Below are 15132 nucleotides of genomic sequence, written 5' to 3'. Positions count from 1 at the left end.
CCAATTACCTCCTTCGGTGGTACTGTTTCTTACTATTATTATACGCTATTTCTCGTCAAAAATCAACCATTTGTTGTGACAGAGCCTTGTTTTTTTGCCCCTGCTGGGACTTGAAAGGCCGCGGCGCCTATTGTTACAATGTATATAAGAAGGTATAATGAGAAGCGTTGCTTTTAGATTAGGAGGAAACTATATGCATATTGCGCAATACACGAAAGCGCAGACCTTGGCTGAGGCTTGGGAGCTCCATCAGAAAAAGGGCTCCGTCGTCCTCGGAGGCTGCTGCTGGCTGCGCTTGTCGCCGCAGCGCATCATACGGCAGGCCGTCGATATATCGGCCCTGCCGCTGTATGATATAGAGGAAAGGGAAACAGAATTCCGCATCGGAGCTATGGTTTCGCTGCGGGACCTGGAGCTTTGCCCGTCTTTCGCCGCCTATACGCAGGGCGCTTCCAAGGAAGCACTGCGCCATATCGTAGGCGTGCAGTTCCGCAACTTGGCTACCATTGGCGGCAGCCTGTGCGGCCGCTTCGGCTTTTCCGACGTGCTGACGTTGCTGCTGGCCTTAGACGCCAGCGTCGTCTTGTACAAGGGCGGCGAGATTAAGCTGGCCGATTTTGCCGAAGCCGGGCCGGGGAGCGATATCCTGACGCACGTCGTCGTGCCTAAGACAAACCGGCATACGGCCTATGCGTCGCTGCGGCTCAACGCGACAGATTTTCCCGTTCTTGCCTGCGCCGTTTCCTGTACGGCTGCCGAAGTACGCTGCGCCGTCGGCGCTCGTCCGGCCAGAGCGAAGGTTCTTTGTACAGCGAGGGACGAAGCGGAACGGGCCGGTGCAGAAGAAACGGCGCGGCAATGGGCCGACGCACTGACTTACCAGTCCAATACGCGCGGCTCGGCAGAGTATCGCCGCGATATGGCCGAGGTCTTGTGCCGCCGGCTGTTGAAGCAGGTCTTGGAGGAGAGTAAATGATGAATATAACCTATTGGCTTAACGGAATAAAACAAAGCGATGAAATCGAAGCCGGCACAATGCTCCTCGATTTCCTGCGCTCCAAAGGCTGCTACAGCGTAAAATGCGGCTGCGAGACGACGAACTGTGGCCTGTGTACGGTGTGGATCGACGAAAAGCCCGTCTTGTCCTGCGCCGTCCTGGCTGCCCGTATCGACGGCAAGCAGGTGACGACGCTGGAAGGGCTGCAGGAGGAAGCGACGGAGTTCGCCATGTACATGGGACGCGAAGGCGCCGACCAGTGCGGCTTCTGTAATCCCGGCTTCGTCATGAATGTCTTGGCTATGGCCCGCGAGCTGGAAGCGCCGACGGAGCAGGAAATCAAAGAGTACCTGGCCGGCAATTTGTGCCGCTGCACGGGCTACGTCGGCCACATGCGGGCGATACGAGATTATTTGCAGGCTAAGGGAAAGGCGGTGCAGGAATGAAAGCAGTCAATCAGCCTATTATGAAGAAAGATGCCGTCAGTCTGGTTACGGGCCAGCCGGTGTATACGGAGGACATCGCGCCGAAGGACTGCCTGGTCGTCAAGGCCCTGCGCAGCTCCCATGCCCACGCCTGGGTCAAGTCGGTGCAGACTGACGCGGCGAAAAAAGTGCCAGGAATCGTCTGCATCGTCACGGCCGACGACGTGCCTCATACGAGGTTTACCATTGCCGGCCAGACCTATCCCGAATTGAGCCCCTACGATAAGCTCATCCTGGATAAGCACATCCGCTATGTCGGGGACCCGGTGGCCCTCGTTGCCGGCGTGACCGAAGAGGCCGTCGACAAGGCGCTGCGGATTATCCGCGTCGAATACGACGTATTAGAGCCTCTTCTCGATTTTACGAAAGCGAAGGATAACCCCATCGTCGTCCATCCGGAAGAGGACTGGAATCCCGTCGTCGACGTCAGCGGCGACAACAAGCGCAACCTCGTGGCCCAGGCCGAAGAAAACTGGGGCGACGTCGAAGGGACGCTGGCTTCGTCGGACATCGTCATCGACCGGACGTACCACACCAAGCAGGTGCAGCAGTCCATGATGGAAACCTTCCGGGCCTATTCGTATAAGGATATGTACGGACGCCTGACGATTGTCAGCTCGACGCAGGTTCCCTTCCATGTGCGGCGCATCGTCGCGACGGCCCTGGAAATTCCTAAATCGCAGGTCCGGGTTATCAAGCCGCGCATCGGCGGCGGCTTCGGCGCGAAGCAGACCGCCGTCATGGAAGTGTATCCGGCTGTCATTACCCATATTACGGGCAAACCGGCTATGATGATTTACACCCGCGAAGAATCGATGACCGTATCGTCGCCGCGTCATGAGGCGGCCGTTCACGTCAAGGTCGGTGCCTCTAAGGACGGGCGTATCCGCGTCATTTCTGTCGAATCCTTGTGGAATGCCGGCGCCTACGGAGACCATAGCCCGACGACGGTTACTCTTTCGGGTCACAAATCCATTCCGTTGTATAACCAATTTGAAGCCTTCCGCTTTGCCTATGAAGCGGTGTATACTAATACAATTGCCGCCGGCGCATACCGGGGCTACGGCGCGACGCAGGGCATCTTCGCCCTCGAATCGGCTGTCAACGAACTGGCGGCGGCCCTGCAGATGGACCCCGTCGAGCTGCGGCTGAAAAACATGGTCCGCCAGGGCGAAACGATGCCGGCTTACTTCGATGAAACGGCCCTGAGCTGTACGCTGGACCAGTGCCTGCTTCGCGTAAAGGATATGATCGGCTGGGATGAAAAATATCCGAGAAAGGTCCTGCCGAACGGCCATATCCGCAGCGTCGGCCTGTCGCTGGCCATGCAGGGCTCGAGCATTTCCAACGTCGACGTAGCCTCCGTTACGATCAAGGTCAACGACGACGGCTTCTATTCCCTTAATATCGGCGCGACGGATATGGGTACGGGGTGCGACACCATATTGGCCCAGATTGCCGCCGAGTGCCTGCAATGTCCCGTCGACAACATCGTGACGTACGGCGTCGACACGGATACGTCGCCGTACGACAGCGGTTCCTATGCCTCGTCTACGACGTACTTGACCGGCAAGGCTGTGGAAAAGACCTGCCAGACCTTGATTCAGCGCATGAAGGAACGGGCGGCCTTGGTACTGAAGCCGGCTGCCATAGAGGATTTGGACTTTACGGGCGAAGCGATTGTCGACGTCGTTTCGGGCAAGGCCATTACCATCAAGGATTTGGGCAACGGTGCCATGTGCGGCAATGAAATCGCCTTGGAAGCGACGGAATCCCATTACTCGCCGACGTCGCCGCCGCCGTATATGGCCGGGGCCGCTGAAATCGACTTAGACCCCGAGACGGGCCATATTGAGCTCGTCGACTTTGCCGCCGTCGTCGACTGCGGTACCGTCATCAATCCGGCCTTGGCCCGCGTGCAGGTCGAAGGCGGTCTGGTCCAGGGTATCGGCATGGCCCTCATGGAAGACGTGACGATTACTGAGACAGGACGCATTCAGCAGAATTCGTTCATGCAGTACCGCATTCCCAGCCGCATGGATTTAGGCAGCATCCGCGTAGAATTTGCGCCCAGCTACGAGCCTAACGGCCCCTTCGGTGCAAAATCTATCGGCGAAATCGTCATCAACACGCCGTCTCCGGCCATCGCCGACGCTGTATACAATGCCGTCGGCGTCCGCTTTACGGACCTTCCCATTACGGCGGAAAAAGTATATATGACTTTGAAGCATAAACAATAAAATCAATACGATCATAAAAAAAGACACGACCCGTCGGCATAGAAGTGCTGACAGGTCGTGTTTTGTCGTATGTTTGTATATTATTTTGTTTGTCCTTCCGGCAGGATGCGGGCTAGGACGATGTGGTACCGTTCTCCGTACTGCTTCATCGCTTCGGAAATGTGCTTCCGTATGGCGCGGATGTGCTTCTTCGTGTATTCCTGCGGCGGGATATGGAGGTCGCAGATGATGTTGAGGCGGACCTTTCCCGACGTGATGCGGAGGTTGTCCGTATGGTACTGGGGATATTCCTTTTGGATAAACGTATCCAGCAAGCGGCGCGTCTGCGTGATGACCTGCTGGTCCGTACACAAGGGGTCCATGTGGATGCTGAACTCGATTTGGAATTTTTCCTGAATTTCGTCTTCCAGTACGTCTAAAGCTGCGTGGACTTCAACTAAATCGGCCATGTCGGGGATTTCAGCGTGAAGGGAGCCGAACATGCGGCCCGGGCCGTAGTCGTGGATTTTGATGTCGTGGACGCCTACGACGTAATCGCACTGCAGGGCCATCTGGACGATTTCCTTGACGAGCTGTTCATCGGGAGCCTGGCCGAGGAGAATGTTGACGACTTCTCTTACGATGCCGTATCCGGCGTAGATGATCATGAGGCCGATGAGCGTCCCGGCGGCGGCGTCGACGGGCAGGGTCGTAAATTGCTGGGCAATCGTCGCGACCAGGACGCCTGTCGTGGCGATGGCGTCGTTGATGCTGTCGGCTGCCGTGGCTTCGTTGACGCCGGAGTTGATTTTTTTGCCGATGTAGCGGTTATAGTAGTACATCCAGCCCTTTACGGCGATAGACAAGATGAGGACGCCGATGCTCCAGTAGGAATTTTCCATCGGCTCCGGCGCGAAGAACTTGGCAATCGACGTTTCGCACAGCTTGTAGCCGACGACGAGGATGATTATGCCGATGGTCAGGGACGCTAAGTATTCGAACCGGCCGTGGCCGAAGGGGTGGTCCTTATCGGGCGGGCGGTTGCTCAGCTTGGCGCTGATAATCGAAATGGCCGACGATCCCATGTCCGTAAGGTTGTTGAAGGCATCGGATAAGATGGCGATACTGTTGGACATCATGCCGACGGCAAATTTGCTGGCAAATAAAAAGAGGTTGCAGAAGATGCCCAGGAGACCGCCGAGAATACTGTACTTTTCCCGGACCTTTTTATCCGCCGTATTTTCATAATCTTTTATGCAGAGGCGTATGATTGGCTCTATCATATCAAGTCACCTTTCTTCAAACGTTTACGTACTATTGTAGCAAATTCTGCAAAAGAAACAAGAGGAAACGAGAAAGAATTTGAGAATGAACGGCATAGCTTCCAGGTATAAACGGCGAAGACTTGAAATGGTAAAACTGTTTTCATATAATAGTATACATCGCATAAAAGAAAGGGGAATGCCTATGCATATACCGAAAGTATTTATCTTCGACATGGATGGAACGATGTTTGACACCGAGCAGATCTCTTATATATGCTGGCGGGACGTTTGCCGGGAATACGGGTACGAGTTGCCGGAAGACCTGTTCCGCAGCGTCATCGGCATGGACAACCGGCGCATCGCCGCCGTATTCGGACGATACTTCGGGCCGGAGTTTCCGTACGATCCGATTCGCGAGAAAAAAGTAGCCGATCAGCTGCAGTATTACCGGGAGCACATCATTCCGGTTAAACCGGGATTGCAGGATATACTGGCCTATGCAAAAGGGCGAGGCAGCCGCTGCGCCGTTGCGTCGTCGTCGCCGGAATCACAGATTCGCTTTCTGCTGGAAAAGGCCGGCGTCGCTTCGTATTTTTCCGTCGTCCAGAGCGGCGAAGACGTAGCGCACGGCAAGCCGGCTCCGGATATCTTTTTGGAAGCCTGCCGCCGGGCCGGCGCAGAGCCGGAACAGGCCCTCGTGCTGGAAGACTCGAGAAACGGCTTGCTGGCCGCCCATGCAGCTCATATTCCGTCGGTCTTTATTCCCGACATCGCTCCCGTGTCCGACGACGTCGCGGCCCTGGCCTGGAAGCGATGCCGGACCCTGGCTGACGTGCCGGCCTTGCTGGAAGCGGAAGAAAAGGCGGTGGAGAGAGCATGACGCAGCGAAAGAAAATGATGGCCTTCCTGACGGTCTTTTTAGGTATGCTGGCGGCTATTGCGCCGTTATCGACGGATATGTATCTGCCGGCCCTTCCGTTCATGATGGAAGATTTTTCCGTTACGCCGTCTATGATCCAGCTGACGCTGACGGCGTCGATGGCCGGCATGGCGGCCGGGCAGATTATCGCCGGACCGGCCAGCGACGATATGGGGCGGCGCAAGCCTCTCGTCATCGGCATGGCCGTATTTACGCTGTCTACGATAGGTTGTATTTTTTCTTCGTCTATTTATCTCTTTTTAGCCTTTCGCTTTGTACAGGGCTTTTCCGGCGGGGCCGGCATCGTCATTGCCAGGGCGATTGCCCGCGACGTATGCAAGGGGCCGGCCCTGACGCGGTTTTTCTCCATGCTCATGCTGGTCAACGGGCTGGCGCCTATTTTAGCGCCGGTCATCGGCGGGCAGATCCTGCGGTTTGCGGCTTGGCAGGGCGTGTTTGTCCTGCTGGCCTTCATTGGGGCCGCTTTAACGGCCGGCGCGTTTGCCATGGGAGAAACCCTGCCGGCGCGGCGGCGGGCTGCCGGCGGCGTCCTGTCCAGTTTGAAAGGCTTTGGCGGATTGTTTCGCCAGTCCTATTTTATGGGCCACTGCCTGATGCAGTGTTTTGCCTTCGCCGCCTTTTTCGCCTATATATCGGGGTCGTCTTTTGTGTTTCAAAATGTATATCACGTGTCTCCGCAGGGATTCAGTCTCATCTTCGGCACGAACGGCATCGGCCTCATGCTGAGCGGCGCGTTGACAGGGCGTTTGGCCGGCACGGTAGCCGACTGGAAAACGCTGCGGGCGTCGCTGTGGATTGCCGTTGTCGGCAGCGCCGTATTGCTGGCTTCTTTCTTTGCGCAGGCGCCGCTGCCTGTAATCGTCGTCGTCCTCTTCATCACCGTGTCAACTCTGTCGGCTCTGGGGACGAGCAGCTTTTCCCTGGCCATGCAGTCCCAGGGCCGCAACGCCGGCAGCGCGTCGGCCCTCATCGGCTTCTTCTCCATGATATCGGGAGCCGTCATGGCCCCGGTTGTCGGCATTGCCGGCAGTTATACGGCCATTCCCATGGGCGTCGTCATGGTAGTGGGAGAACTGGGGGCATTGCTGTCGTTTTACGGGCTGATTTATCCGGCTCATAAGAATGAATGGTAAAGCCGTACAAGAAATAACTAATAGAACCGCAATGCAGCAAAAGCTGCCGTCTGAAGAAAACATGGATTTTCTTCAGCGGCAGCTTTTTATGATGATGCAGTGAAATTGTATTAGATATTCCGCGAGGCGAGGACTTCCAGCGGCTCGTCAGGCCGCGTGAAGGAAATATCCGGTGCCTGGGTCAAGTAGTCCAAGGCGTAGCCTACGCAGGCTGTGGTTCCATAGATCAAGCCATCTTCGTCGAGGTCGAACTCCGGCGTGTGGTGGTTGGCACCGCAGCCTTTGTCGGCGTTGGCAATGCCCGTAAAGGTCAGGACGCCGGGGTAGAGGCGGGCTGTGATGGCGAAGGTTTCCGAGGCCATCCAGGGCGTGCAGTCAGCCAGGGCACCAGGGCCGATATAGGAAGCGACGGCTTGTTCGGCGAGTTTTGCGCAGACCGGGTTGTTCTGTACCTCAAATAAGGGCTTGGGCATGTGCAGGATATCGTAGGTGCAGCCGTAGGTGCGGCAAGCGTTGTCAAGGATGCGCAGAAATTCTTCGTAAAACCGTTTGCCGGCCTGGTCGTAACTGAAGAAGCGGCACGTACCGGCAAAGGTCAGGTCATTGGGGATGACGTTGAGGGCGCTGCCGCTGTGGAGTGAGCCGATGGATACGGTAAGCCCGCTCAGGGGCGGCACGACGCGCATGCGCAGGGCCTGCAGATCGCTGTAAAAAGCGTGGAAGCAGTCGATAGGGCTTTGGGCCAAATCAGGACGGGAGCCGTGGCCGCCGTGGCCATTGATCCTGATTTCGAAGCCGAAGCCGCCGGCCATGGGCGCTTCGCGGCAGACGGCGATTTTTCCCGTCGGAATGTCCCAGCGCACGTGGGTAGCATAGCAGGCGTCGATGTGCCAGCCGCTTTTTTCTTCTATATAGTGAAGGAGATAGGCCAAGGGGCCCGATTCTTCTTCACCTTGCTCGAACATGAGGATGATTTTGCCGTTCCAGCGGTCCTTCCACTGGTTCAGCAGTTTGGCGGCGACGAGCTGCATGGCGATGTGACCGTCGTGGCCGCAGGCGTGCATGACGCCGGGGGTATGGGACCGGCAGCTGCGCTGCTGAGACAGGTTGCAGTCGCTTTCCTCGATAGGCAGGGCGTCGATATCGGCGCGCAGGAGCAGGGTCTTCCCCGGATTTTGGCCGTCTATCCAGCCGAGGATGCCGCCGTGCTCTATATGGCGGCTGGCGATGCCGTATTCGGCAAGCTTTTCCTGAATATAGGCCATCGTCTGCGTTTCCTGACGGGACAGCTCGGGATGTTCGTGGCAGCGGCGGCGGATGGCTGTCAATTCAGCCGCTTCTTGCTGTACTGCTTGTAATATATGATGCATGGTCAACACTCCTTTGGGTTATTCTTCAATGCCGGCACGGGCTGCAATTCCCCTGTCGTAGGGATGCCTGCGCTTGTGGATTTCCGATACGTAGTCGGCCAGGGAGAGCAGGCGCTCTGACGGGTCGCGGCCGGTCAGGACGACTTCCAGCGTATCGGGCCGGGTACGGAGGAAGGAAAGCAGTTCGTCTTCCGGGAGTAGTCCCAGACGGCACGCCGGCAGGGCTTCATCCAGTACGAGCATGTCCGGCGTTTCCCGGCGGCAGTGCTCGACGATTTCATGGAACAGGGCTCGCTGCTGCCGTTTCGTCTCTTCTAGCTCGTCCGGCGTCATCTGAAAGGTGAATTTGGAAGGGCCTTCGCCCCGCATCACCGTGACGGCGTCCAGCTGCTGCAGGACGGCCAGCTCGCCTGTTTCTCTGGTTTTGAGAAACTGAGCGAATACGACGCGGCCTCCCCGGCCGACGCAGCGGATGGCCAGGCCGACGGCGGCCGTCGTCTTCCCCTTGCCGTCGCCGCAATATATATGAATCAATCCGGTGTCCATAACAGGTCTCCTCGTATGATAGTCAAGAATAAAATTTTATAGTTTCCAGTATAGCATATTACGCTATTTTCTCAATAGAAAAAAGCATAGCTGAAATTTGCAGGTAATTTTGACAAATAGGGAAAAGAATTCTATAATGTCTTAATTACATTTTTACAAGAGGAGGCTTTATGGACGAAAACGAACTGCACGTTCTCTTGATGCTGGGCTTTTATCGCTCCAACAGGGAAATCGTGAAGCAAACGACGAACAGCGGGCTGATGCCGGGACAGCCTAAGATTTTGGAATTTTTAAGCTCCAACGACGGCTGCAACCAAAAGGAAATCAGCCGGGGCTGCGTATTGGATAAGTCGACGGTGACGAGCCTGCTGAAGCGCATGGAAAAGATCGGACTCATCCGCAAGGAGTTTCATCAGGACGATTTGCGGTGCGCCCGCATTTATTTGACGGACGCGGGAAAGGAAAAGGCCGCCTGGGTGCGGTCGGTCATGCGGGATATCGACGGACAGGGCTGGCAGGGAATATCCGACGAGGAACGCCGGTGCTTTATGAACGTGTTCCACAAGATTATCCGCAATCAGAAAAAATGGGATGAACGGTATTGAGGACTGCCTGGGCCGGATTCCGTTCTAAGCTACTCATCAAGGTGTAATCGTGGTATAATACATAAATTAACAGGACTAATGGAAAGGGGGCGTCGGCTGTGGAACCTGTCGTACGCAGCGTGTTGGAGGCGTTGAACGAAGCCGGGTATGAAGCGTATATCGTCGGCGGCGCCGTCCGGGATTTGCTCATGAAACGAACGCCTCATGACTACGACGTGACGACGTCGGCCCGGCCTGAGGAAATACGGGCCATTGCAGCGGCCCGGGGCTGGCATACGGCGGAGATACAAAGCGAGCGCTTCGGCATCGTCGTCCTTGTCGTCGACGGCATGACGATCGAAACGGCAACCTTTCGCGGCGAGGCCTACGGCGACGACGCCCACCGTCCCGATCAGGTCTGGTATGCCTCGACGCTGCGCGAGGACGTGCTGCGCCGCGACTTTACCGTCAACGCCCTGGCTATGGATAAGGACGGCCATATTTACGACTATACGGGCGGGCAGAAGGACATCCGCAAGAAACGGTTGGTTACGGTCGGCGACGCGCGGCGGCGGTTTCAGGAAGACGCGCTGCGCCTGTTCCGGGCATGCCGGTTTACGGGGCAGCTTGATTTCCTGCCCGATAAAGAACTGATACAAGCGATGCCTGAGGCATTTCACCGCGTCGCTGGCCTGTCCGTCGAGCGGGTCGTCGGTGAAATCGACCGCCTCATGACGACGCCGGCGGCTTATAAAGGACTGGATGTGTTGGTGCGGACCGGCCTCGGCGCCTGCAGCTGCCGGCGCAGGGAAAACGGCGTGTATCAGGACGTGCCCATCTTGCCGGAGTGCAGCCATTTGCCGTCGACTCCCCAGTCGCGTCCCTTTCACTTGTTCGACGCCTGGTTTCATACGTTAGCCGTCGTGGCCCACACGCCGCCGGATTTGACGATTCGCTACGGAGCCTTTTTCCACGACGTCGCCAAGGGCATGCCGGGAATCCGGGGCGTTCACAAAGGCCGCTATACGGACTACGGCCACGACGCCAAGGGCGCCGAAGTGGCCGAGGCCGTTTTGCTGCGGTGGCGCAAGCCGCCGGATTTTGCCAAGAGGGTAGCCTGGCTGGTCAAGACGCATATGAAATTTCATTATTTTGCCAATACAGGGCAGGGTGACGTAGATAAATGGCTGCGCCGCGAAGCGCTGGAAGGGCCCTTTCGCCGGACGGACGAGCTGGTGGAAGCCGTTCGGCAGGCGACGGCCGTAGCTTGCGGCGATATTCTGGGCTGCGGCCATCGGGACGCAGATACGAGCGGCACCGAATCGTTCGGCGAATACATGGCCCTGTTAGCCGGCCAGATGCCGGTCGGCACGAAGGATCTGCGCTACGACCGGCGCATACCGGACGCCTGCGGCCGCCGGACGGGAGAATGCCTGCGCGTCCTGCTCAAGCGCGTGCAGAATAAGGAATTGCAGAACGACGCCGACGTACTGGCTGAGGCGGCGGAGAAGTGGCTCAAGCGCCATACTGGAGATAGTACATGACGGAAGATAAGGATATCAAGCAATACAAAAAGATTCGAAAACGTATAGGAACGTGCGTATTGGTGCTGTTTGTATTCTGCGCTTTTATCAGCATGCGTCTCGTATATCTGCAGGTTGTCCAGCGGGGAGAGCTCACGGAGATGGCTGACAGCCAGGCCGAAACGGACCGAAAGCTCCAGTCGCCGCGGGGCACGATTTTTGACCGCAACGGCAAGGTGCTGGCCATCAGCGAAATGGCGAAATCCTTATACGCTGACCCGACGATGCTCAATAAGCCGCCTGCTGATATTGCACGCATGCTGGCGCCGTATTTGCGCATGCCCGAAGGGGATATTCAAAAGGCCTTGGAAGAAGATACGGCTTTCGTGTGGCTGGAGCGGACTATGGATCACGAAAAATACGAAGGCGCGGCCCAGGTCATCAAGGAGCAGAAGCTGGAAGGGCTGCGGTTTATCGACGAAAACCACCGCTTTTATCCCAATAACGGCTTAGCCGCGCAGGTCATCGGGTTCGTCGGGGAAAACGACGAGGGCCTGGACGGCATCGAAATGATTTTGGATGAAGAAATACGGGGCAACGTGCAGACCTTCCGGCTCATGACCGATAAAAATAACATTCCTATTTTTGATTCGGCCCTGGAAAAGATACTGCCCGACAAGGAACGGTCCGTCCGGCTGACGCTGGACAGTACGATTCAATTCTTGGCGGAAAAAAGTCTGGACGGCATCATGGAGCGGAGCCGCCCAGAAGGAGCGGCGGTCATCGTCATGGACCCTAAGACGGGCGAAATCCTGGCTATGGCCAGCCGGCCCGGGTATAATTTGAACGAATTCGGCAAGGGAAGCGCCGAACAGTATCGCAACCGGGCCGTCGTCAACTTGTACGAACCGGGGTCGACGTTCAAGCCGATTATGGCCGCCGCGGCTATCGATTCGGGAAAATGGGATGTAAACCGCGTATACCACGACGTCGGGTATATCCAGGTCGCCGACCGGACGATTCAGAACTGGGACGAAGAGGGCCTGGGCGACGTTACGGTAAAGGATATATTGAAATTTTCCATCAATACAGGTATGGTTAAAATGGGGCTGACCACAGGCGGACAGACGATGATCGACTACGCCAAGCGCTTCGGCTTCGGCAAGGCGACGGGCATCGAACTGGCCGGCGAAGGGTCGGGCATCCTGTTTGATGCCGACGATATGAGCGAAGTCGACGAAGCGACTATGGCTATCGGCCAGAGTATCGCCGTCACGCCGCTGCAGATGGTGCAGGCTTTCGGAGCCATCGCCAACGGCGGCCATATGATGAAGCCTTTTATCATCAAGGAAATCGACAATCCCGACGGCAGCGTATACCAAAAAACGGAGCCCCAGGAAGTCGGGCGGCCTATTAAGGAAGAAACGGCTTCGTTAATCAGCAAGATATTGGCGGAGGAAATTTCTTCCGGCGGCGGCCAGACGGCGAAGATCGATGGATACGAATTCTGCGGCAAGACCGGCACGGCCCAGAGGCTGGACCCGGTGCATGGCGGGTACGCCGAAGGGCAGTATATCGGTTCCTTCGTCGGGTTCGGCCCGCTGGAAGATCCGCAGTACGTCGTCCTCATCGTCGTAGATAATCCGAAAGGGGCCTATTACGGGGCCGAAGTAGCAGCTCCCGTATTTAAGGAGATGATGACGGACATCGTCCGCATCAAGGGCATCCGCCCGTCCCAGCCTGTAGCATGGATGATAGAAGCGGGCAAGAAGCCGCGCGAGCCGAAGAAGACGCGGGACATACCGCCGATTCATCGGACTGATGAAGGCGTCCTGCTTCCGTCTTTTATAGGCTGGGACAGCCGCGAAGTCAACGACTGGCTGAACGAGGCCGGCCTTGGCTTCGTACCGAACGGCACGGGACATGCCGTATATCAGGTTCCGCAGGGAGGAAGCTACGTTCCTCCGGGGAACAATGTCACAGTAACATTTATGCGTTAAAGGAGGAGTGGATGTGAAGCTGTTGGACGGAAAGGAAGTGGCTGCGTTTCACCGCAGCCGTATAGAGCACCGTATCGCTGAGCTGCAGAAGGGGCACATCCAGCCGAAACTGGTTATCTTTTTAGTAGGCGGCGACAAGCCGTCGGCTATGTATGCCGCGTCTATGCAGAAGACGGCGCGTTCCGTCGGATTACAGGCAGATGTGTATCAATATGAAGCGGCGGTGCAGGAGGAGGATCTGATCGCCCGTATAGAACAGTGCAACGCTGACAGTTCCGTGTTCGGCATCTTGCTCATGATGCCCCTGCCGCCGCATCTCGACGCCCAGCGCGTCGTCAACGCGATCCGTCCGGACAAAGACGCAGACGGTCTGACGGACTGCAATGTGGCGCGCTTATTTACAGGGCGGCCGGCTTTTGTGCCCTGCACGCCCCAGGCCGTCATGGCGATTCTGGATTATTACGGCGTCGAGCTGGCCGGCAAGGAAGTCGTCGTCATCGGCCGGAGCGCCGTCGTCGGCAAGCCCTTGGCGCAGCTGTGCCTGGCCCGCAATGCTACGGTTACCCAGTGCCATACGGGCACGGCGGATTTAAAGGCCGTGACGAGACGGGGCGACGTCGTTATTGCCGCCGTTGGCAAGGCCGGTCTGGTTACGGCCGATATGATTAAGCCCGGAGCCGTCGTCATCGACGTAGGCATCAACCGCGTGGACGGCAAAACCGTAGGCGATGTCGCTTTCGAAGAGGTGGCAGGCGTCGCAGGGGCCGTGACTCCCGTACCCGGCGGCGTCGGAGCGGTGACGACCATGATGGTATTGGCAAACGTCATCGGCGGAACAACGCACAGCATGTAAGATTTGAATTGAGGTGGAAGAAATGCATATTTTGGATACGTTTTTAATTCATTATTTACATCGGTTTGACAAGTACTGCTTTACAGTAGAACTGCATGATAAAAAGTATACCATTGGCAGCGGTCAGCCCTTATTTAACGTCGTCATTCATAAGGATATTCCCAAGCGCGAGCTGCTGTCCTCTACGTCCCTGGCCTTGGGCGAAGCGTATATGCGCAAGGATTTGGAAATCGAAGGCGATTTGTTCACGGCACTGCAGTGCATTTTGAGCCAGACCAGCCAGTTTTCCCTGGACAAGAGTGCGCTGAAGCGGATTTTATATACGCCGGAATCTAAGTCCTATCAGAAGCAGCAGGTTTCGTCTCACTACGATTTGGGCAACGATTTTTATCAATTATGGCTTGACCCGTCTATGAGCTATTCCTGCGCTTATTTCAAGCAGGAAGACGATACGCTCGAACAGGCCCAGCACAATAAGGTCCACTATATTTTGGAAAAGCTGCATCTGCAGCCGGGCATGAGCCTCCTCGACATCGGCTGCGGCTGGGGCTACCTGCTCATCGAAGCGGCGCAGAAATACGGCGTAAAGGGCTATGGCTGCACGCTGAGCCACGAACAGTGGAAAAAGGGGCAGGAACGCATCGAAGCCCTGGGACTGCAGGGACAGGTGCAAATCGACCTGATCGACTACCGCGACCTGATTAAAGAAGGCCGGACTTATGACCGTATCGTCAGCGTCGGCATGCTGGAACACGTGGGCCGTTCCAACTATTCTGTCTACATGGAAACGGCAGATCACCTGCTGAAGGACGGCGGCTTGTTCCTTCTCCATTACATCAGCGGCCTCGACGAAAGCGTCGGCAATCCCTGGATGCGCAAGTACATCTTCCCCGGCGGTACCTTGCCGTCGCTGCGTGAAATCATCAACGTCGCCTACAACTGCGATTTCCGGGTCATCGACGTCGAAAGCCTGCGCCGTCACTATTACAAGACCCTCATGTGCTGGTACGATAATTTCCAGAAGGTCCATGATCAGATTGCAGCCGAACGGGGCGAAGAATTTGTCCGCATGTGGGATTTGTATCTCTGCGGCTGCGCCGCAGCATTTTACATCGGCAACATCGACCTGCATCAAGTGCTCATGACCAAGGGCGTCAACAACGAATTGCCCATGACTCGCTGGTATTAATTTCATAAGCATAAAAAATGCGCTTTTC

13 protein-coding genes are annotated in these 15132 nt (G+C 56.6%); 10 read left to right on the top strand and 3 right to left on the bottom strand.

From position 1 onward, the window contains the following. Positions 1 to 193: 193 nt before the first annotated feature. From OCV58_RS10405 to OCV58_RS10395, 3 genes are read left to right on the top strand one after another with little or no spacing between them, the layout of a single operon-like run. Positions 194 to 976 carry an FAD binding domain-containing protein gene (locus OCV58_RS10405; RefSeq protein WP_107196714.1) on the top strand — a complete coding sequence of 261 codons (783 nt, stop codon included), beginning with the start codon at positions 194 to 196 and terminating at the stop codon, positions 974 to 976. Then, positions 973 to 1443 carry a (2Fe-2S)-binding protein gene (locus tag OCV58_RS10400; RefSeq protein WP_449566822.1) on the top strand — a complete coding sequence of 157 codons (471 nt, stop codon included), beginning with the start codon at positions 973 to 975 and terminating at the stop codon, positions 1441 to 1443. Before OCV58_RS10405 ends, OCV58_RS10400 begins: the two co-directional genes overlap by 4 nt. Beyond that, positions 1440 to 3722: a xanthine dehydrogenase family protein molybdopterin-binding subunit gene (locus tag OCV58_RS10395; protein WP_154877794.1), complete on the top strand. Its 2283-nt coding sequence runs from the start codon at positions 1440 to 1442 to the stop codon at positions 3720 to 3722. The genes OCV58_RS10400 and OCV58_RS10395 overlap by 4 nt, the downstream gene beginning before the upstream one ends. An 80-nt stretch (positions 3723 to 3802) precedes the next feature. Here OCV58_RS10395 and OCV58_RS10390 read toward each other — a convergent pair whose 3' ends face one another. Next, on the bottom strand, positions 3803 to 4984 hold the full coding sequence (locus OCV58_RS10390; protein WP_154877793.1) for a cation diffusion facilitator family transporter: 1182 nt from the start codon (positions 4982 to 4984) through the stop codon (positions 3803 to 3805). Between the two features lie 184 nt (positions 4985 to 5168). On the opposite strand from OCV58_RS10390, the gene OCV58_RS10385 reads away from it, so the two are divergent. Both OCV58_RS10385 and OCV58_RS10380 read left to right on the top strand, forming a co-directional pair. Further along, positions 5169 to 5846, top strand: a complete 678-nt coding sequence (locus tag OCV58_RS10385) for an HAD family hydrolase (protein ID WP_154877792.1) — start codon at positions 5169 to 5171, stop codon at positions 5844 to 5846. Then, positions 5843 to 7039 carry a multidrug effflux MFS transporter gene (locus OCV58_RS10380; RefSeq protein WP_154877791.1) on the top strand — a complete coding sequence of 399 codons (1197 nt, stop codon included), beginning with the start codon at positions 5843 to 5845 and terminating at the stop codon, positions 7037 to 7039. Before OCV58_RS10385 ends, OCV58_RS10380 begins: the two co-directional genes overlap by 4 nt. A gap of 110 nt (positions 7040 to 7149) precedes the next feature. Here the strand turns inward: OCV58_RS10380 and OCV58_RS10375 are convergent, their stop codons facing one another. Both OCV58_RS10375 and OCV58_RS10370 read right to left on the bottom strand, forming a co-directional pair. Then, positions 7150 to 8409, bottom strand: coding sequence for a M20 metallopeptidase family protein (locus tag OCV58_RS10375; RefSeq protein WP_154877790.1), 1260 nt, complete (start codon positions 8407 to 8409; stop codon positions 7150 to 7152). 18 nt (positions 8410 to 8427) lie between these two features. Continuing rightward, on the bottom strand, positions 8428 to 8955 hold the full coding sequence (locus OCV58_RS10370; protein ID WP_154877789.1) for a cob(I)yrinic acid a,c-diamide adenosyltransferase: 528 nt from the start codon (positions 8953 to 8955) through the stop codon (positions 8428 to 8430). A 170-nt stretch (positions 8956 to 9125) separates the two neighbouring features. Here OCV58_RS10370 and OCV58_RS10365 point away from each other — a divergent pair, with 170 nt between their 5' ends. The 5 genes from OCV58_RS10365 to OCV58_RS10345 all read left to right on the top strand — a co-directional run bounded on the left by OCV58_RS10365 (position 9126) and on the right by OCV58_RS10345 (position 15104). Beyond that, positions 9126 to 9560 (top strand): MarR family winged helix-turn-helix transcriptional regulator, encoded by a 435-nt coding sequence (locus OCV58_RS10365; RefSeq protein ID WP_087478336.1) that lies wholly within the window; start codon positions 9126 to 9128, stop codon positions 9558 to 9560. A 98-nt stretch (positions 9561 to 9658) separates the two neighbouring features. Beyond that, a complete protein-coding gene (locus OCV58_RS10360) occupies positions 9659 to 11083 on the top strand; it encodes a CCA tRNA nucleotidyltransferase (RefSeq protein WP_154877788.1) in 1425 nt (474 codons plus the stop codon). After that, positions 11080 to 13062 (top strand): penicillin-binding transpeptidase domain-containing protein, encoded by a 1983-nt coding sequence (locus OCV58_RS10355; RefSeq protein WP_154877787.1) that lies wholly within the window; start codon positions 11080 to 11082, stop codon positions 13060 to 13062. Before OCV58_RS10360 ends, OCV58_RS10355 begins: the two co-directional genes overlap by 4 nt. 13 nt (positions 13063 to 13075) lie before the next feature. Then, positions 13076 to 13915, top strand: coding sequence for a bifunctional 5,10-methylenetetrahydrofolate dehydrogenase/5,10-methenyltetrahydrofolate cyclohydrolase (locus tag OCV58_RS10350; protein WP_154877786.1), 840 nt, complete (start codon positions 13076 to 13078; stop codon positions 13913 to 13915). 22 nt (positions 13916 to 13937) lie between these two features. After that, positions 13938 to 15104, top strand: coding sequence for a class I SAM-dependent methyltransferase (locus OCV58_RS10345; RefSeq protein WP_095629628.1), 1167 nt, complete (start codon positions 13938 to 13940; stop codon positions 15102 to 15104). Positions 15105 to 15132 lie beyond the last annotated feature (28 nt).

Origin of the sequence: Megasphaera stantonii, from assembly GCF_025567065.1 — a bacterium.
Lineage (GTDB): Bacteria > Bacillota > Negativicutes > Veillonellales > Megasphaeraceae > Megasphaera > Megasphaera stantonii.
Note: the sequence above shows the minus strand (reverse complement) of the source record. Positions and strands in the feature narration are given on the sequence as shown.

Coding starts and splice junctions, on each gene's coding strand:
- OCV58_RS10375 (WP_154877790.1), bottom strand. CDS start 8,409: ATGCATCATATATTACAAGCAGTACAGCAAGAAGCGGCTGAATTGACA.
- OCV58_RS10400 (WP_449566822.1), top strand. CDS start 973: ATGATGAATATAACCTATTGGCTTAACGGAATAAAACAAAGCGATGAA.
- OCV58_RS10365 (WP_087478336.1), top strand. CDS start 9,126: ATGGACGAAAACGAACTGCACGTTCTCTTGATGCTGGGCTTTTATCGC.
- OCV58_RS10345 (WP_095629628.1), top strand. CDS start 13,938: ATGCATATTTTGGATACGTTTTTAATTCATTATTTACATCGGTTTGAC.
- OCV58_RS10385 (WP_154877792.1), top strand. CDS start 5,169: ATGCATATACCGAAAGTATTTATCTTCGACATGGATGGAACGATGTTT.
- OCV58_RS10355 (WP_154877787.1), top strand. CDS start 11,080: ATGACGGAAGATAAGGATATCAAGCAATACAAAAAGATTCGAAAACGT.
- OCV58_RS10395 (WP_154877794.1), top strand. CDS start 1,440: ATGAAAGCAGTCAATCAGCCTATTATGAAGAAAGATGCCGTCAGTCTG.
- OCV58_RS10405 (WP_107196714.1), top strand. CDS start 194: ATGCATATTGCGCAATACACGAAAGCGCAGACCTTGGCTGAGGCTTGG.
- OCV58_RS10390 (WP_154877793.1), bottom strand. CDS start 4,984: ATGATAGAGCCAATCATACGCCTCTGCATAAAAGATTATGAAAATACG.
- OCV58_RS10370 (WP_154877789.1), bottom strand. CDS start 8,955: ATGGACACCGGATTGATTCATATATATTGCGGCGACGGCAAGGGGAAG.
- OCV58_RS10380 (WP_154877791.1), top strand. CDS start 5,843: ATGACGCAGCGAAAGAAAATGATGGCCTTCCTGACGGTCTTTTTAGGT.